The organism is Pseudomonas poae RE*1-1-14 (assembly GCF_000336465.1).
GTDB lineage: Bacteria > Pseudomonadota > Gammaproteobacteria > Pseudomonadales > Pseudomonadaceae > Aquipseudomonas > Aquipseudomonas poae.
In genome coordinates, this window is the sequence record NC_020209.1 from 4,767,540 (window position 1) to 4,785,764 (window position 18,225).

The 18,225-nt window shown below is 54.0% G+C and carries 12 protein-coding genes; 7 read left to right on the forward strand and 5 right to left on the reverse strand.

Features of this window, described 5'->3' with window-relative positions; all coding sequences use genetic code 11:
* Nucleotides 1–2: 2 nt before the first annotated feature.
* The 3 genes from yidD to rpmH are packed head-to-tail and all read right to left on the reverse strand — an operon-like array spanning nucleotide 3 to nucleotide 793.
* The gene (yidD, locus tag H045_RS24780; protein WP_003233592.1) at nucleotides 3–248 is read right to left on the reverse strand and encodes a membrane protein insertion efficiency factor YidD; all 246 of its coding nucleotides are present in this window, start codon (nucleotides 246–248) and stop codon (nucleotides 3–5) included.
* Nucleotides 241–642: a ribonuclease P protein component gene (gene rnpA, locus H045_RS24785; protein ID WP_197675632.1), complete on the reverse strand. Its 402-nt coding sequence runs from the start codon at nucleotides 640–642 to the stop codon at nucleotides 241–243. Before rnpA ends, yidD begins: the two co-directional genes overlap by 8 nt.
* Nucleotides 643–658: 16 nt before the next feature.
* Entirely contained in the window at nucleotides 659–793 is a 135-nt protein-coding gene (gene rpmH / locus H045_RS24790) for a 50S ribosomal protein L34 (protein ID WP_003213577.1), read from the reverse strand.
* 585 nt (nucleotides 794–1,378) lie between these two features.
* Between rpmH and dnaA the strand changes: the two genes are divergently transcribed.
* From dnaA to H045_RS21055, 7 genes are all read left to right on the forward strand, one after another.
* Nucleotides 1,379–2,899 (forward strand): chromosomal replication initiator protein DnaA, encoded by a 1,521-nt coding sequence (dnaA, locus tag H045_RS21025; protein ID WP_003233596.1) that lies wholly within the window; start codon nucleotides 1,379–1,381, stop codon nucleotides 2,897–2,899.
* A 38-nt stretch (nucleotides 2,900–2,937) separates the two neighbouring features.
* Nucleotides 2,938–4,041: a DNA polymerase III subunit beta gene (gene dnaN, locus H045_RS21030; RefSeq protein WP_003233598.1), complete on the forward strand. Its 1,104-nt coding sequence runs from the start codon at nucleotides 2,938–2,940 to the stop codon at nucleotides 4,039–4,041.
* 20 nt (nucleotides 4,042–4,061) lie between these two features.
* Nucleotides 4,062–5,165: a DNA replication/repair protein RecF gene (gene recF, locus H045_RS21035; RefSeq protein WP_015373366.1), complete on the forward strand. Its 1,104-nt coding sequence runs from the start codon at nucleotides 4,062–4,064 to the stop codon at nucleotides 5,163–5,165.
* Nucleotides 5,166–5,169: 4 nt separating this feature from the next.
* Nucleotides 5,170–7,587 (forward strand): DNA topoisomerase (ATP-hydrolyzing) subunit B, encoded by a 2,418-nt coding sequence (gyrB, locus tag H045_RS21040; protein WP_003233602.1) that lies wholly within the window; start codon nucleotides 5,170–5,172, stop codon nucleotides 7,585–7,587.
* Nucleotides 7,588–7,901: 314 nt separating this feature from the next.
* A complete protein-coding gene (locus tag H045_RS21045) occupies nucleotides 7,902–10,166 on the forward strand; it encodes a type I restriction-modification system subunit M (RefSeq protein WP_015373367.1) in 2,265 nt (754 codons plus the stop codon).
* Complete coding sequence (locus tag H045_RS24795; protein ID WP_015373368.1) at nucleotides 10,163–11,308, forward strand: restriction endonuclease subunit S; 1,146 nt, start codon at nucleotides 10,163–10,165, stop codon at nucleotides 11,306–11,308. The genes H045_RS21045 and H045_RS24795 overlap by 4 nt, the downstream gene beginning before the upstream one ends.
* Before the next feature lie 25 nt (nucleotides 11,309–11,333).
* Nucleotides 11,334–14,678, forward strand: coding sequence for a type I restriction endonuclease subunit R (locus tag H045_RS21055; RefSeq protein ID WP_015373369.1), 3,345 nt, complete (start codon nucleotides 11,334–11,336; stop codon nucleotides 14,676–14,678).
* A 36-nt stretch (nucleotides 14,679–14,714) separates the two neighbouring features.
* On the opposite strand, the gene H045_RS21060 is transcribed toward H045_RS21055, so the two are convergent.
* Nucleotides 14,715–17,069, reverse strand: a complete 2,355-nt coding sequence (locus H045_RS21060; RefSeq protein WP_341844152.1) for a S8 family peptidase — start codon at nucleotides 17,067–17,069, stop codon at nucleotides 14,715–14,717.
* 157 nt (nucleotides 17,070–17,226) lie between these two features.
* Entirely contained in the window at nucleotides 17,227–18,222 is a 996-nt protein-coding gene (locus H045_RS21065; protein WP_015373371.1) for an AAA family ATPase, read from the reverse strand.
* Nucleotides 18,223–18,225: the final 3 nt, after the last annotated feature.

The following is an 18,225-nucleotide window of genomic DNA, read 5'->3' on the forward strand; positions in this document are numbered from 1 at the left end:
GATTACTCGGCCATCGAAGAAGAACGGGAGGTAGGGATAGGTGGAACCGGGTCATAACCACCGGCATTCCACGGATGACAGCGACCTAAACGACGAAAGGTCAGCCAGCCACCGCGCAGAAGACCATGATTTTCTATGGCCTCTAACGCGTAGCAGGAACAACTGGGGTAGAAACGACAGTGGCTGGCCATCAGAGGACTAATGGCATAGCGGTAAAACTGGATCGGAACGATGGCCAGTTTACGCATCAAGGCTGTCTACCCCTACAGTTTCGACGACTGCTGGTGCTGGTTTGTGGGTACGCGCCAGACGCTTCCATAGCTTGCCGAAATGCTGAATCAATTCGGGGTTTTCTACATCCCCCAAGCCTTTGCGCGCGACGATAACAATATCCCAACCAACCAGAGTGTCCTGGTGGAGGCGAAACGATTCGCGCATCAGACGCTTGAGGCGATTGCGCTCAACGGAGAGCTTTACGCTCTTCTTGCCGATCACCAACCCGAGACGGGGATGATCAAGATCGTTGTTACGCGCAAGGAGCAGGAGATTTTTCCCCGGAACCTTGCCGGTGGGGGAGTCAAAGACTGCCTTGAAGTGCCGGGGGGTAAGCAGACGCTTTTCCCGACTGAAGTCCTGACTCACCACCAGTACCGGATTATCAAACTGCCAGACGCGCACGACCTTTGGCGCGACGACGCGACAGGACAGCACGGCCGTTCTTGGTAGCCATGCGAGCACGGAAGCCGTGAGTGCGGGCGCGTTTGATGGTGCTTGGTTGGAAAGTACGTTTCATGGCGTTGTTACCTGGTTCGTCCACAACGGGCCGGAATGGCCCCCGTTTTAAGAGACCGGCGATTCTAGAGAAAGCAAGGCTCTAGGTCAATTTCCAACCAGCTTTTCCTTTAATTAAATCTCGTCAGCCCGTTTGGGCTTTTCTGTGTGAGCGCCGTCGACGGGCAGTGGCATAGATATAAAAATAAAGAAGGAAGTTATTTAAAGCTTTTCTGTAAAGCTTATAAAAGCTAGACAGGCACTTGTCTGTGGATAAGTGCCCTAAAGCCATATTTCACCTGATGTACAGAGGATGACAACTACAGGGGAAAACGGTGTCCTTCCTGTGCTGCACTGTCGGATAAGCTGTGCGTGGAAAGCGCTTTTATCCACAGGACAGTTACCCACAGACTTTCGCCCCCACTTGTACAAGGGGCTCAGGGGCGCTTATCCACAGAGCTTATGCACAGACCATCTGTCGTCTTTTTTACCGATAAGACGTTGATTTTGGGTTGTCTGTGAGCAACCTACATGTGGATAAGTGGGCGGCTGGCCGCTACAATGGCTGCTGTTTTTGCCTCACCGGCTTTCAACTTAGGGGATATCCGTGTCAGTGGAACTTTGGCAGCAGTGCGTAGAGCTTTTGCGCGAAGAGCTGCCTGCCCAGCAATTCAACACCTGGATCCGTCCACTACAGGTCGAAGCCGAAGGCGACGAGTTGCGTGTCTATGCGCCTAATCGTTTTGTTCTCGACTGGGTCAACGAAAAGTACCTGGGCCGCGTACTCGAGCTGCTCGACGAACACGGCAACGGTATCGCGCCCGTGCTCTCCTTATTAATAGGCAGCAAACGCAGCTCCGTAGCGCGTGCTGCACCGAATGCTCCGCTTGCGGCGAGCGCCTCGCAGGCTCAGGCCGCCGCCGCTCCTGTTAATAACTCCCAGGCACCGGTTGCTCAGACGTCGTCAAAACCCGCGTCGCAGAAAAATGCGCCTGTAAATGAAGAGCCGTCTCGCGACAGCTTCGACCCAATGGCCGGCGCCGCGTCCCAGCAAGCCCCGGTACGCGCCGAACAGCGCACCGTGCAGGTCGAAGGTGCGCTCAAGCACACCAGTTACCTCAACCGTACCTTTACCTTCGAGAACTTCGTCGAAGGCAAGTCCAACCAACTGGCCCGCGCGGCCGCCTGGCAGGTCGCGGATAATCCCAAGCACGGCTACAACCCGCTCTTCCTGTATGGCGGCGTTGGCTTGGGTAAGACCCACTTGATGCATGCAGTGGGCAATCACCTGTTAAAGAAGAACCCGAATGCCAAGGTTGTGTACCTGCACTCGGAGCGCTTCGTGGCCGATATGGTCAAGGCCCTGCAGCTCAACGCAATCAACGAGTTCAAGCGTTTCTATCGCTCCGTTGATGCGTTGCTGATCGATGACATTCAATTTTTCGCGCGCAAGGAACGTTCACAGGAAGAGTTTTTCCACACCTTTAACGCCCTGCTCGAAGGCGGCCAGCAGGTTATCCTGACCAGCGACCGTTATCCGAAAGAGATCGAAGGTCTGGAAGAACGCTTGAAGTCGCGTTTCGGCTGGGGCCTGACCGTTGCGGTTGAGCCGCCGGAATTGGAAACCCGCGTGGCGATCCTGATGAAAAAGGCCGACCAGGCCAAAGTCGATCTGCCCCACGACGCGGCGTTCTTCATTGCCCAACGTATTCGCTCCAACGTGCGTGAGCTCGAAGGCGCGCTTAAGCGAGTCATTGCGCACTCGCACTTCATGGGCCGCGACATCACCATCGAGTTGATCCGCGAATCCCTGAAAGACTTGCTGGCACTGCAGGACAAACTGGTGAGTGTGGATAACATCCAGCGCACCGTGGCCGAATACTACAAAATTAAGATTTCCGACCTGCTGTCCAAGCGACGTTCGCGTTCTGTGGCGCGCCCGCGTCAGGTGGCCATGGCCCTCTCCAAGGAGTTGACCAACCACAGCCTCCCGGAAATTGGTGATGTGTTTGGCGGTCGCGACCACACGACCGTCCTGCACGCCTGCCGAAAGATCAATGAACTTAAGGAATCCGACGCGGATATTCGCGAGGACTACAAGAACCTGCTGCGCACGCTCACAACGTGATGTCACCAGCGCAGCTTATTAAGGCAAGGGACTAGACCATGCATTTCACCATTCAACGCGAAGCCCTGTTGAAACCCCTGCAACTGGTCGCAGGCGTCGTCGAGCGCCGACAGACCTTGCCGGTACTCTCCAACGTATTGCTGGTGGTCGAAGGCCAGCAACTGTCCCTGACGGGTACTGACCTTGAAGTCGAGCTGGTGGGACGCGTGCAGCTTGAAGAGCCTGCCGAACCTGGCGAGATCACCGTGCCCGCACGCAAGCTGATGGACATCTGCAAAAGCCTGCCGAACGATGCACTGATCGACATCAAGGTTGATGAGCAGAAGCTGGTGGTGAAGGCGGGCCGCAGCCGCTTTACCCTGTCGACGTTGCCAGCCAATGACTTCCCCACTGTGGAAGAAGGCCCGGGTTCGCTGACGTGCAGTCTGGAGCAGAGCAAACTGCGCCGCTTGATTGAACGCACCAGCTTCGCCATGGCTCAGCAGGATGTGCGTTACTACCTTAACGGCATGCTGCTGGAAGTATCGGAAGGCATCATCCGCGCCGTGGCCACCGACGGCCACCGTCTGGCAATGTGCTCGATGCGTGCCGATATCGGTCAGCCCGATCGCCACCAGGTCATCGTGCCGCGTAAAGGTATTCTGGAGCTGGCGCGCCTGCTGACTGAGCCGGACGGCAACGTCAGCATCGTCCTCGGTCAGCACCACATCCGCGCCACCACCGGCGAGTTCACCTTTACCTCCAAGCTGGTCGACGGCAAGTTCCCCGACTATGAGCGTGTACTGCCTAAGGGCGGTGACAAGCTGGTGCTCGGTGACCGTCAGGCCTTGCGTGAAGCATTCAGCCGCACAGCGATTCTGTCGAACGAGAAGTACCGCGGTATCCGTCTGCAATTGGCCAACGGTCAATTGAAGATCCAGGCCAACAACCCTGAGCAGGAAGAAGCGGAAGAAGAAGTGGGCGTAGATTACAACGGCGGTTCGCTCGAGATCGGTTTCAACGTGAGCTACCTGCTGGACGTGCTGGGTGTGATGACCACCGAACAGGTTCGCCTGATTCTTTCTGACTCCAACAGCAGCGCCCTGGTGCAAGAATCCGATAACGACGACTCGGCTTACGTTGTCATGCCGATGCGTCTGTAATCATGCTCAGCGCAAGCTAGATGTCCCTCAGTCGCGTCTCGGTCACCGCGGTGCGCAATCTGCACCCGGTGACCTTCTCTCCCTCCCCCCGCATCAATATCCTCCATGGCGCCAACGGCAGTGGCAAAACCAGCGTGCTGGAAGCCATTCACTTGCTGGGGCTTGCTCGATCCTTTCGCAGTGCTCGCCTGCTGCCGGTGATCCAATACGAGCAATTGGCGTGCACCGTATTTGGCCAGGTTGAATTGGCGGAAGGTGGACATAGCGCCTTGGGGATCTCCCGTGATCGCGGCGGCGACTTTCAGATTCGTATCGATGGACAGAATGCACGCAGTGCCGCGCAACTTGCGGAAATTCTGCCATTGCAATTGATCAACCCCGACAGCTTCCGCTTATTGGAAGGTGCACCAAAAATACGGCGACAGTTCCTCGACTGGGGAGTGTTCCACGTGGAACCACGTTTTATGGCTACGTGGCAGCGCCTGCAGAAGGCCCTGCGGCAGCGGAACTCATGGCTGCGGCATGGTACACTTGACGCCGCTTCGCAAGCGGCCTGGGACCGGGAACTGTGCCTCGCCAGCGACGAAATCGATGAATACCGCCGCGCCTATATCAAAGCCTTGAAACCAGTCTTTGAGCAAACCTTGAGTGAGTTGCTGGACCTCGAGGGGCTGACGCTGAGCTACTACCGTGGTTGGGACAAAGAGCGCGAGCTGAGTGCAGTGCTCGCAACCTCCCTACAACGTGATCAGCAAATTGGCCATACCCAGGCCGGCCCGCAACGCGCTGATTTGCGCCTTAGATTAGGCGCACATAATGCCGCAGATATCCTGTCGCGGGGTCAGCAGAAGTTGGTGGTGTGCGCACTGCGTATCGCTCAGGGGCACTTGGTCAGCCAAGCCCGACGCGGGCAGTGTATTTATCTGGTGGATGACTTGCCGTCCGAACTCGACGAGCAACACCGCCGCGCGCTATGCCGCTTGTTGGAAGACTTACGCTGCCAGGTGTTTATCACCTGTGTAGACCACGAATTATTGAGGGAAGGCTGGCAGACGGAAACGCCAGTCGCTTTGTTCCACGTGGAACAAGGCCGTATCACCCAGACCCACGACCATCGGGAGTGAAGGCATGAGCGAAGAAAGAACGTACGACTCGACCAGCATTAAAGTGCTGAAAGGTTTGGATGCCGTACGCAAACGTCCCGGTATGTACATTGGCGACACCGATGATGGCAGCGGTTTGCACCACATGGTGTTCGAGGTGGTCGACAACTCCATCGACGAAGCTCTGGCCGGTCACTGCGACGACATCAGCATCATCATCCACCCGGACGAATCCATCACCGTGCGTGACAACGGTCGCGGCATTCCGGTCGATGTTCACAAAGAAGAAGGCGTATCGGCAGCTGAAGTCATTATGACTGTGCTGCACGCCGGCGGTAAGTTCGACGACAACTCCTACAAGGTTTCAGGCGGTTTGCACGGTGTGGGTGTATCGGTCGTTAACGCCCTGTCCGAAGAACTGATCCTGACTGTTCGCCGTGCCGGCAAGATCTGGGAGCAGACCTACGTCCATGGTGTTCCTCAAGAACCGATGAAAATCGTTGGCGACAGTGAAACCACGGGCACGCAGATCCACTTCAAGCCGTCTGATGAAACCTTCAAAAATATCCATTTCAGCTGGGACATCCTGGCCAAGCGGATTCGTGAACTGTCTTTCCTGAACTCCGGTGTAGGTATCGTCCTCAAGGACGAGCGCAGCGGCAAGGAAGAGCTGTTCAAGTACGAAGGCGGCTTGCGTGCATTCGTTGAATACCTGAACACCAACAAGACTGCGGTCAACCAGGTGTTTCACTTCAACATTCAGCGTGAAGACGGCATCGGCGTTGAAATCGCCCTGCAGTGGAACGACAGCTTCAACGAGAACCTGTTGTGCTTTACCAACAACATTCCACAGCGCGATGGCGGTACTCACCTCGTGGGTTTCCGTTCCGCACTCACGCGTAACCTCAACAACTATATCGAAGCTGAAGGTTTGGCCAAGAAGCACAAAGTTGCCACCACCGGTGACGACGCGCGTGAAGGCCTGACCGCAATTATCTCGGTAAAAGTGCCGGACCCCAAGTTCAGCTCCCAAACCAAAGACAAGCTGGTGTCTTCCGAAGTGAAGACCGCCGTGGAACAGGAGATGGGCAAATACTTCTCCGACTTCCTGCTGGAAAATCCGAACGAAGCCAAGCTGGTTGTCGGCAAGATGATCGACGCTGCGCGTGCTCGTGAAGCGGCGCGTAAAGCCCGCGAGATGACCCGTCGCAAAGGCGCGCTGGATATCGCCGGTCTGCCCGGCAAACTGGCGGACTGCCAGGAGAAGGACCCTGCCCTCTCCGAACTGTATCTGGTGGAAGGTGACTCTGCTGGCGGTTCCGCCAAGCAGGGTCGTAACCGTCGTACCCAGGCCATCCTTCCGTTGAAGGGCAAGATCCTCAACGTTGAGAAGGCGCGCTTCGACAAGATGATTTCCTCGCAGGAAGTCGGCACCCTGATCACGGCGTTGGGTTGTGGTATCGGCCGCGACGAATACAACATCGACAAGCTGCGCTATCACAACATCATCATCATGACCGATGCTGACGTTGACGGTTCGCACATCCGTACCCTGCTGCTGACCTTCTTCTTCCGTCAGTTGCCTGAGCTGATCGAGCGCGGCTACATCTACATCGCTCAACCGCCGCTGTACAAGGTCAAGAAGGGCAAGCAAGAGCAATACATCAAAGACGACGACGCCATGGAAGAGTACATGACGCAGTCGGCCCTGGAAGATGCGAGCCTGCACCTGAACGACGAAGCACCGGGCATCTCGGGCGAGTCGTTGGAGCGCCTGGTTAACGACTTCCGCATGGTGATGAAGACGCTCAAGCGCTTGTCGCGCCTGTACCCTCAGGAGCTTACCGAGCACTTCATCTACCTGCCATCGATCAGCCTTGAACAGCTGGGTGACCACGCGCACATGCAGGCGTGGTTGGCACAGTACGAAGTTCGTCTGCGCACCGTCGAAAAGTCTGGCCTCGTGTACAAAGCCAGTTTGCGTGAAGACCGTGAACGTAACGTCTGGCTGCCGGAGGTGGAACTGATCTCCCACGGCCTGTCGAACTACGTCACCTTCAACCGCGACTTCTTCGGCAGTAATGACTACAAAACCGTAGTCACCCTGGGCGCGCAACTGAGCACCCTGCTGGACGATGGTGCGTACATTCAACGCGGCGAACGCAAGAAAGCGGTCAAGGAGTTCAAGGAAGCCCTGGACTGGTTGATGACTGAAAGCACCAAGCGTCACACCATCCAGCGCTATAAAGGTCTGGGCGAGATGAACCCTGACCAATTGTGGGAAACCACCATGGACCCGGCTCAGCGTCGCATGTTGCGCGTGACCATCGAAGACGCCATTGGCGCGGATCAGATCTTCAACACCCTGATGGGTGATGCGGTCGAGCCTCGTCGTGACTTCATCGAGAGCAATGCACTGGCGGTTTCTAACCTGGACTTCTGATCAGGTGTAGGTGGGCAAAGTTAACCGCCACTTCGGGCAAAGTTAAGCGGTTCGGCCTAAGATAATGGTCACCTCGGTTTAAAACAAAACCCCCGACAGTTGCAGATCTGTCGGGGGTTTTGCGTATTCAGCTGTGGAATTTCGCATAAAGGTTAAGTTATGAGCTGGCCCTGCAAACGCACATTTTGGCGACGCCACCTTGCTACAATCAACGCATCACATTCCTCTTCAAAGGGTGCGAGTGAAACTTTGAATCGCAGGTCAGCACCTGTGCATTCATCATGGCGAATTCGAAACAAGGCACGTGTTTGAATATGGATTATCAGGAACTCAAGCAGCTCGAATCCGATCTTTGGGAGGCTGCTGATCAGCTACGAGCGAACTCCAAGCTAACCGCCAGCGAATACTCGATGCCTGTGTTGGGGCTGATTTTTCTACGGCATGCTACGACTCGTTTTTATGCTTTGCTCGATGACGTGGAAAGCAGCATTCCGGCTCGGGCAACCGGCCAGTTGCGTGAAGACCGCATCAAATTGGGTTTTCAGGGTAAAGCGGCAATCTACCTGCCGGAAATCGCCCGCTACGAATATCTAGCTAGTTTGCCCGCCAGTGAAAACATTGCAGCAGCCATCCATGAAGCCATGCAGGCGATTGAAGATAGTGTCACCGACCTGGATGGCAACAGACTGCTGGCAGGTGCTCTACCCAAGAACTATCACGGGCTGGAGCGCGACCTACTACCTGACCTGATCAAGATTTTTAACCGCCCCGCCCTGCAAAATGCCAGTGGCGACGTGTTCGGGCGGATCTACGAATACTTCCTTAATCAGTTTGCTCAAAGCGGTGCTCAGGAAGGTGGTGAGTTCTTCACACCACCTAGCTTGGTGCGGATGATCGTCAACGTGATCGAGCCTGACCACGGTACCGTGCTTGATCCGGCATGTGGTTCGGCGGGCATGTTCGTGCAGACTGGCCACTTCATGGAGGAAGTGCGGCACAAGCTTACCCATGATGCGGACATCACTTTCTACGGTCAGGAGAAAGCCGAGGTCAACAGCAAGCTGGCGCGTTTGAACCTCGCGGTACATGGCCTGGAAGGTAAAATCCTGCTGGGCAACACCTTCTACGAAGATCAGCATCAGCTGGTTGGCCAGTGCGACTTTGTCATGGCTAACCCGCCATTCAACGTTGATGGCGTGCAGGTTGCAAAGATCAAGAGCCAGGTTGGCACTCTCGAAGACAAACCACCCAAGCGTTTGCCGTTTGGTTTACCTGGCACCGCTGGCAAGAGTCGAGGCAAGGACGCCAGCGAAACCATTTCGAATGGCAACAGCCTGTGGATTCAGTATTTTTACAGCTACCTGAATGCCTCTGGCCGGGCCGGATTTGTCATGGCAGCTAGTGCCTCGGATGCTGGTAATAAAGACAGAGACATCCGCCAGCAACTGGTGGAAACCGGCCATGTGGACGTGATGATGTCCATTGGCCCCAAGTTCTTCTATACCCGCAGTCTCCCTTGCTCTTTATGGTTTTACGACAAGAGCAAGCCAAAAGAACGCTTGGACAGTGTGCTGATGATTGATGCACGTAATGTCTACACTGTGGTCTCGGCGCGTTCCCATGTGTTCACTGAAGAACAGCTGAGTAACTTGTCGGCTATTACGTGGCTGTACCGTGGTCAGACCGAGCGATTTGTTGAGTTACTGGGCCATTACCAACAGCAGCTGGCTGAGCATCTGCAACAGTTGTCCGAGCGGGTTAGCGCTGACAATCAGCAGATCAGCTTTTTAGAGAAGGCCCTAAGCGATCTTGCCGACGCTACCTTGCAAACGACTCCTGTTGCCATTGCCCGTACCAAACTGGGTGAAGGCCATGAGTTGACGGATGAGCTATTGGCCAGTTTTCGCGATGAGTTGAAGCAGGTGCAGACGGAAAGCCATGCATGGCAACAGCTCATAGATAAGGCGCTGGCGGAGGCTAAGTCGTTATTGGGATATTTGCCTACCCTTGGAGACTTAACCGCTCGCAAAACAGCGCAAGGTAAGGCGGAAGCAGGTAACACCATTCTCAAGGCGGGCCTTGCCGCGCTTGAGACCCGTCACAAGACCTGGCTGAAACTGCTTGATATGGCGGACAAGCAACTGCGCAGCCGCCAATGGGCCTCTGCTGGCTACACCTTTGCCTACGAAGATTGCCGTGAAGTAAAAAAAGCCCTGCAACACCGCGATGTGAAGAAACGGGAGCAACCTACGGTGCGCGACCTGGCGGTTGAGGCTTTCAAGCGTGCCGGTTACTTTATCACTCAGGGACACTGGCTACTGAGCCGTTTTCCAGATGGCGTTTATGCAAACGTACCGGGTTTGTGCGCTGTGGTCAGCCGCGCGACCATCGCTGACAACGGTTACTCGCTGACGCCAGGGCGCTACGTGGGTGTGGCGCTTGGCGTTGAAGATGACGATGAAGGTGAGGCATTCCGAGAGCGGATGAAGGAAATCCACTCCGAGCTGGCGGAGTTGAACGACAAGGCAGCGGAGTTAGCTTCTCAGATTCAATGCGCACTCGCGGAGATGTGCGAATGAGCTGGAGCAGTTGCCAACTGGATGATTTGCTTTCATGTGTCATCGACTATAGGGGGAAAACACCCCCAAAAACGGATTCAGGCATACGACTAATTACCGCAAAGGTCATCAAGAAGGGGCGGGTCATCAACGATGGGGCGCAAGAGTATATTGACCCCTCGATGTATGGGGAGGTTATGCGACGGGGAGTGCCGGTCAAAAATGACATTTTAATCACTACGGAAGCTCCACTCGGGGAACTCGCCCTATGGAACTCCGAGGAGCAAATTGCACTCGCACAGCGTGTGATTCTGCTTCGTCCAGACCCTGATAAAATCGATCCGAACTATCTTTTTTATTATCTTCAATCTGCGGCTTTTCAAGCCCAGCTCCATGCAAATTCGACGGGCACAACTGTACCTGGGATTAAAAATCCTGTGCTGAGGTCGCTTTTTGTCAAGTACCCTCATAGGCTGGAAACTCAAAGAAAGATAGGCATTTTTTTGGCTAGATACGATGCTTTTATGGAAGCTAATCGTCGTCGTATTGCCTTGCTCGAAGAGTCGGCTCGCCTATTGTATCGAGAGTGGTTCATCAATCTACGCTTCCCAGGCTTTGAGCTAGTGAAACGTACCGAGGGAATTCCGGAGGGCTGGAGTCGAGAGCGTCTCGACTCGGCTTTGCTATTACAGCGTGGGTTCGATTTGCCGAATGGTGTAAGAAAGCCAGGTAGCATACCGATCTATGCATCGGCTGGGATCAACGGCTATCACTGTGAGGCAAAGGTTAAGGGCCCCGGTGTTGTGACGGGTCGAAGCGGAACACTAGGCCTGGTTCACTATGTACCCTGTGACTTTTGGCCTCTAAATACTTCCTTGTGGGTCAAAGAATTTCGTCGTGTCACGCCCCTCTTTGCCTATTTCATGTTATCGGAGATGAATTTGGCACAGTACAACTCTGGTGCATCGGTGCCATCGTTAGACCGGAAGGTTGTGCATCCCGTTGAGATACTAATCCCGCCGGGAAGAGTCATTGGGCAGTTTGATGAATATGTTGGGCCGCTATTTGAACAGGTAGAGTATTTGCGCGAGGCTAATCTGCAAGCCGCAGATGCTCGTGATGCGTTGTTACCTCAATTAATGTCAGGAGCGATCCGGGTCTAAAGCACCTGAGCAGGGAGAGTGCAGTATGGCCAAGGCCAGTTATTCGGAAGACAAGAATGTCCAGGAACCCGCCGCTAAATTGCTGGCTGAGGAGTTGGGGTGGCGTTCGGTTTATGCCATGGACGAAGTCCATGGTTTGCCATCTGATCCAAACTCCACGCTCGGGCGTAAGGATCGCAACGAGGTGGTGCTGGTTCGCGAACTGGACAAGGCCTTGGCCCGGCTTAACCCCAGGTTGTCGCCCGCAAAATTGGGAGAGGCACGTGAACTGCTGCTGGATGCCGACCCAACCAAGACCCTGCTGCAACACAACGAAGAAAAGTGGCGAATGTTGCGTGATGGCATAAGCCTCAAGGCACCCAGCGGTCGTCCCGAAGAAGACGTTCACGTAAAAGTCATCGAGTTCACCGAGGGTAAGCAGGACGAGAATGACTTTTTGGTGGTGCGCGAGCTTTGGGTCAAGAGCGGCCCCTATACCAAGCGCTGCGATCTGGTCGGCTTCGTCAACGGCCTGCCCTTGCTGTTTATTGAGCTGAAACGCCACGACAAAGGGTTGAAGGCGGCGTTCGACGAAAACTATATTGACTATCGCGGTCGACCTGACGACAGCCATCCCGGCACCATTCCTCTGCTATTTCACTACAACGCTCTAGTGATTGTTTCCAATGGCCTGGATGCGCGCTATGGCGGTATTACTAGCAGTTGGGATCACTTTTACCGCTGGAAGCGTTTGGCTGAGGAAGATGTCGACCCGGCCCCGAAACCGGACACGGCGCCACTCAAGCCTATTTTGCCGATTCTGTTGCGTGGCATGTGTGCAAAAAATCGTCTGCTGGATATCGTCGAGAACTACACACTATTCGACCATAGCGAAGAGCACACCGCCAAGGTGATTGCCCGCAACCACCAGTACCTTGGGGTGAATCGTGCCATCGACAATCTGCGCGAAGGCGGCCCGGCGGTTCTGGCCGGTAAGCTTGGCGTGTTCTGGCATACCCAGGGCAGCGGCAAGAGCTACTCGATGGTGTTCTTCTGCCAGAAGATTCATCGCAAGATGTCCTCCCGCTACACCTTCGTGCTGCTCACCGACCGTAAGGAACTGGATAATCAGATTTTCAGTACCTTTGTGGGCTGCGGCATTTCCACTAACAGCCGCGACAAAGCGGCTGGGGCTGAAGGTCTGGAGCGTTTGCTGAAAGATGAAAACCGCCGCTACGTCTTTAGCCTGATTCATAAGTTTCGGAATCGTGTGACTGAGCCCTGGTCGCAACGCGATGACATCATTGTGGTCTCCGATGAAGCTCACCGTACCCAGTACGGACGTCTGGCAACGCAAATGCGCATGGCCTTGTCGCGGGCCAAATTTATTGGTTTTACCGGTACACCGCTGATCGATGGGCAGGAGAAAAGTGAAACCGAGCGGGTCTTTGGTAGCTATGTCTCGGTTTATGACTTCCAGCGTGCCGTCGCCGATGGCGCCACCCTACCCCTCTATTACGAGAGCCGGGGTGAAAAGCTCCGCATTGTCGACGAGGAGCTGAACCGGCGAATTGAAGAGCGTATTGATCAAGCCCGCGATGATGGTGATTTGACGGAAGAGCAGGAAGAGAAGCTTTACCGCGAGCTGGCTCGTGATTACCCGGTGTTCACATCTGATACCCATCTAAATGATGTCGCCACTGATTTTGTCGAGCACTTCCACAAGCGCTGGCGATTGATGGAAGTACCACCAAGAGCTGGTCAACCGATCAAGTTTGGTGGCAATGCCAAGGCGCTGCTAGTCTGCATCGACAAGGTTACTTGCGTGAAGATGGCCATCCGCATCAAGAGCAAATGGGCCGAGAAGATCCAGGCGCTGGAGATCAAGTTGCAAGACGATCAGGCGCTGTTCAATGCCAAAGGTAAGCCCTTTTCCGAGGGGCTACGTCGCGATGCTGCGCTGATCGCGTGGATGCAGGCAACACAAATCCACCCAGTGTTCAGCTCAGACCAGAACGAAATCCAAGATTTCAGCCGGGAAGGAATCGAGGTTCAACCCTATCGGGAAGTCATCAACGGAGGCATTGATAGCCGCGATGTAGAGGAATGCTTCAAGGACGGTAAGCATCCATTCCGAGTCGCCATCGTCTGTGCGATGTGGTTGACCGGGTTTGACGTGAAGTCGCTGGCGACCCTGTATCTCGATAAACCCATGAAGGGTCATACCCTGATGCAGGCCATCGCTCGGGTTAACCGTGTAGCCGCACACAAGAAAAACGGCCTAATCATTGATTACAACGGCATGCTTAAAAGCCTGCGCAAGGCGCTAGCTGTCTATGGCCAAGGTGAACAGGGCAACGCTCAAAACGATGGCAATGATCCCTTGCTTGATGAAGAGCAAGCCCTTGTTGAGTACGCCGCAGCTATTTTAAAAGTCCGGGCTCACCTCACCAGTGCAGGCTTTGAGTTGGATGATCTGGTTCAGGCTGGAGAAGGTGAAGATCGCTGGCAAGCACTGCTGGATGCGCAGAATGCCCTTTCTGTTTCGGCTGAAATCAAGAAGACCTTCCAGGTACTTGCCGAGGATGTAGCCGACCGTTATCGCGGGCTGTTTCCACGGGACGAGCTGCGCCAATACGAGCCTCAAGAAAGCGCTATCGCAGCTATCTACAACATGCTGCAAAAGCCTAAGGGTAAAGTTGATGTCAGCTCAATTATGCAGGAACTACGTGGACTGGTGGATAACGCCCTTGATGTGGCGCACATCAACACTATCCGCGACACCCCGACCCAGCCTTACAACTTGTCCGGTATTAACTTTGAACGACTGCGGGCCGAGTTCTCCAAGTCGACTCAGCAGCAAACGGTAACCCTGAGTTTGCAGGAGCGGATTCAGGCACGTATCGAAATGATGCTGAGAAACAACCCGACACGCGTTGATCTGTATACGCGTTACATGGAGATCATTGAGGAATACAACCGCGACAAGGACAAAGCCGAAATTCAGAAAGTTTTTGATCAGTTGCTCCAGTTCCACGACTCATTAGATCAGGAGGAGCAACGTTACGTCCGAGAAGGTTTCTCTACCGAGAAAGAGCTTGCCGTATACGACCTGCTCTGCAAGGACAAGTCAGCGTTGACCAAGGGTGATATTGATATGGGCAAGCTCAAGAAGGTAGCCATGGATCTGCTGGCAACCGTTGGTGTTCGTCGGGCTGAGCTGGGCAATCTGCGTGATAAAGCATCGACTCAGGCACAGCTCAAGACCTCAATCATTGACCAGATGCTGAATGGAATGCCGAAGGAATTTTCCAACGAGGACATCGTGGCCCGAGCAGAAATGGTTTTTCGGTTCCTACAGCAAGGGTCAGTGGGGCAGGTATTGCACTGACAGTTTAACTACGAGAGCTCTCGTAGATCGTTGATCTCAGACTTGAATGATGTTTTCAGGCGCAATTTTAGCGGCCACAATATCGTATATATCTATGTCGACCTCTGGAGCCTTGATCGAGATAATCAGGGCGTAGCGTGCGGGGGTATCGTAACGCGCGAGGGACGCTCTCGTTTTCCACCATCCCAATGATGGATAAACGGCGAGATAGCCACGGCTTGCTAGCTCGGCAGCGGTACCTTTCCAAGTGTCTTGATGCAGAGAGCCACGATGCCGCTTTTGCTTACCCAAAGTCCATGCCGGGTCATTGTCTCTGTTGGATGTACCACTCTCGTCATCAAGTGCTGCGGCGTTGATCCTAGCTTTAAAACGAGCAATATCTTCGGTTGGACGCTTTACATCGAAACGGAGTCCATGTGACTCATAGCGATAGCGAGATCGACCACGTGAAGAGGGATTGGGTTCGATAAAGTAAGACAGTGTGACAGTCATCTCTACTGGGGTTGCCCCCAGGGCTTCCAGTTCGTCCTTTGGCCATGGCAATTCGTGGAGGTGCATCTCGCGCGGAGAAGGATCTTTCCCTTTCAGTTTTTTGAAGGGGTGCAGAGTGTCCTCGACCGCCAGGGTGAGCGAATTGGAGGCACTCCACATGGCTTTCCCAAGGCTGGGAACCCCAAATCCACAGTGCCTAACCAGGTGTTCGTAATCCTGCTTGGTTGGCGAGCGATCAACTGGAAGAAACATATTCTTCATTGCATCAGTCCACTCTGCTGAATGAACGATCAAGGCTCTGATACTTTCTGGCCAAAGCTGTGGATAGGTTGCCATCAGTTGCGCCGCCATTCGAGAACAAAGCGATGTTGCCGCGCTCGTTGCGGTTACCAAGGTGAGAGGTCTCTCAACAGGCAGGTGATGTGTCGTAAGCAATGACAACTCACCTGCTGTTGCGGGCCCCATGAGGTCATCGTGGATTAGGTTTCCGCCCTCGAAGAGGACGTCGGGCTTCAAGGGATAATAATTTACCCATGTTTGAGACGTGGTACTGAATGGGCTCAGCGCGCCCTGTTCGGCCACTGCATTCAGTCCATGTGGAAGTTCTACCAGATCAGTGAAAGCGCCTACCGTAAGTGCATTCCAGGACTGTGCCGGGTCACAAATGCCCATCAGGGTATTGCTTTCAGGGTAGGCAGCCCAATCAGTGGGATTTCGGATATTTCCTGCTGACACAACAAAAAGTCTAGGTGTGGCGCCCTGATCGTCTGCATCGGAGGCCAGCCGGTCAAGGGCCGATGACCACGATGAAGGGCGGCCTCGGTCTCGGCCATCAATAGTTGTAACCGCCATGCTGAACACACGTGCTCTAAAAGGAGCGGTTATTTCAGATCGAGCAACAGCTTCGACGGTATTGACACCATATTGCTTTTCGTCGCCAGTATTAGCGCCGTTGTACGGGAGTAGCTTTACCGACTCAAGACGATGTCCAATAACCAGCGGATCTGCTGAGCGAAGAGTGTTAGAGAGATCACCATAAAGGGCCAGTCCGGCCATGTTGGTTCCATGTCCATTACGATCATCTATACCCCAATCGGGTTCAATAGTATGAAGATCGAGAATGGTTAAAGCCGGAGCTAACAATGGGTGCCCATGGTTCACTCCGGTATCTATGATACAGACATGCGGGGCATTTTCTGGGGCAGCAAAGGTTGTTCTTTCCAGCAGTTCTTCAGCCCATTGATGTTGTTCTGCTGGGGTAAAAGAATCGAAAAAATCTGCCGTTTCCTTTGCCCTGCGTAGTTCGGCAATGCAATTGAGGGCCAGAACTGAACTTTGTAGCTGCGCTTTACTGCTCTGGATTAACAGGATTGTGCGTTCCGGAAACCTAAGCGCTCCATCCAATACTCGAATGCTGAGCATTTCAGCAACCATGGTAAAAGTCGCGACAGTGGCTTCACGGTTCTCTCTGACCGGTAACCATGCCTCCCACCAAATAAGCTCATCGTCATCTATCGGAAGGAGTTCGGGATCATCTGTCCAAAGTGCTTCGAGTTGAGCAACATGGATAGATTGGATTGTATTGATTAAAGCTTTGTGATCAAGACTTTGACCCTGAGCCCCTTTACGATCATTGAGGTATTCAACGATGACTTTTTCAAAATAATCAAGTTTTCCATCTGGGACGAAGACAGTTGCGAAACCCTGCCCTCCCTCTTCTTTATAATTGAGAAGTTCGATGCCTTTAGGTTTGTTAGCCAAGCTTTCAAAAGCTAATTTGACATCATTGAAGCTTTCAAACTGAATTCGGAGGCCAATTCCGTCTTGGATCCCCAGCGCCTGTTGCGCCTCTTTGGCTTGTTCGGCGATAGGCCTGAGCTGCTGAATTTGCCCCTGCAAGGCGTTGCCGTGCTGAGCTCGGTCTCGATCCGGGAGTGGCGCTTGCCTGACCGGAACCCGGTGTGATGTAAAGGGGTCTGTTGATGAGGTGTTTTTTGGGAATAGATGGGGGAGGTTGGCTCGGCGTTGATCCGTCATCGCGATACAGCTCTTTGAGTTAGGTTTCGATTACGAGGCTTTTGCTGATCAGCTTCCGCTCTTCCAACATCCGAAAGACATCCGCATCGGTGATTGATGCCCGGTCATGAATGATGGCGTCTTTAAGAGTGTCGTCAGCCGCACGAGAAATATCCGCATAGCTTAAGCCTTTGGCTTTTTCGGCAAGCTTCGTCCAAGACAATCGCTTGGGCTTGAAGCTGGCTAAACGGTTCTTGAGGACAGCGATGATTTGCTCTGCTTCGGGCAGTCCATATTGGATCATGTCATCAAAGCGGCGGAACAAGGCGTAATCCAGAATCTCAGGGTGATTCGTGGCCGCGATTACCAAGCTGTGCGATTGATCCTGTTCAAGCATCTGCAAGAAGCTGTTTAGTACGCGGCGGATCTCGCCAACATCGTTAGCCAATCCCCGTTGTGAGCCAATGGCATCGAACTCGTCGAAGAAATAGACACCACGTACCTCGGTAATGGCATCAAAGACTTGGCGAAGTTTAGCGGCGGTCTCACCCATGAATTTGGTGATCAAGGCATCCAACCGCACTACGAATAGAGGAACACCCAATTCACCGGCTAACGCTGAAGCAGTCAGGGTTTTGCCCGTCCCGGGTGGGCCGACCAAGAGTAGTTTTCGTCGTGGGGACAGCCCATGCGCCCGAATCTTCGCGTGGCTCTGCTGCTCTTTGATGATTCGGTGCAAGCGCATCGCAACCTGCTCGTCCAAGATCATGTCGGACAGTCGAGCTTGAGGGTAGGAGGCTTGGAGGAGACCAGCCAGTTCGCCACGAGGTTGGCTGATGGGAACTGTCTTATTGGCTATTTTCGACGATGGGCGAGCCTTCGCGGTATCGATGAGGGCTTTTAGTTCTTCGGCAAGTTTTCCATGGCCTAGCTTGGCCTCATGCGCTGCGACCTGCATAGCCACTGAGAAAAAGTGGCTGTCATCACCTGTGATATGTGATTTCAGCAGTGCTTTGAGCTGTTCTGCGCTTGCCATTAT

Excerpts from the sequence above, each read along its gene's own strand:
- yidD (WP_003233592.1), bottom strand. The coding sequence starts at position 248 with ATGCGTAAACTGGCCATCGTTCCGATCCAGTTTTACCGCTATGCCATT.
- rpmH (WP_003213577.1), bottom strand. The coding sequence starts at position 793 with ATGAAACGTACTTTCCAACCAAGCACCATCAAACGCGCCCGCACTCAC.
- dnaN (WP_003233598.1), top strand. The coding sequence starts at position 2,938 with ATGCATTTCACCATTCAACGCGAAGCCCTGTTGAAACCCCTGCAACTG.
- recF (WP_015373366.1), top strand. The coding sequence starts at position 4,062 with ATGTCCCTCAGTCGCGTCTCGGTCACCGCGGTGCGCAATCTGCACCCG.
- gyrB (WP_003233602.1), top strand. The coding sequence starts at position 5,170 with ATGAGCGAAGAAAGAACGTACGACTCGACCAGCATTAAAGTGCTGAAA.
- H045_RS21045 (WP_015373367.1), top strand. The coding sequence starts at position 7,902 with ATGGATTATCAGGAACTCAAGCAGCTCGAATCCGATCTTTGGGAGGCT.
- H045_RS24795 (WP_015373368.1), top strand. The coding sequence starts at position 10,163 with ATGAGCTGGAGCAGTTGCCAACTGGATGATTTGCTTTCATGTGTCATC.
- H045_RS21055 (WP_015373369.1), top strand. The coding sequence starts at position 11,334 with ATGGCCAAGGCCAGTTATTCGGAAGACAAGAATGTCCAGGAACCCGCC.
- H045_RS21065 (WP_015373371.1), bottom strand. The coding sequence starts at position 18,222 with ATGGCAAGCGCAGAACAGCTCAAAGCACTGCTGAAATCACATATCACA.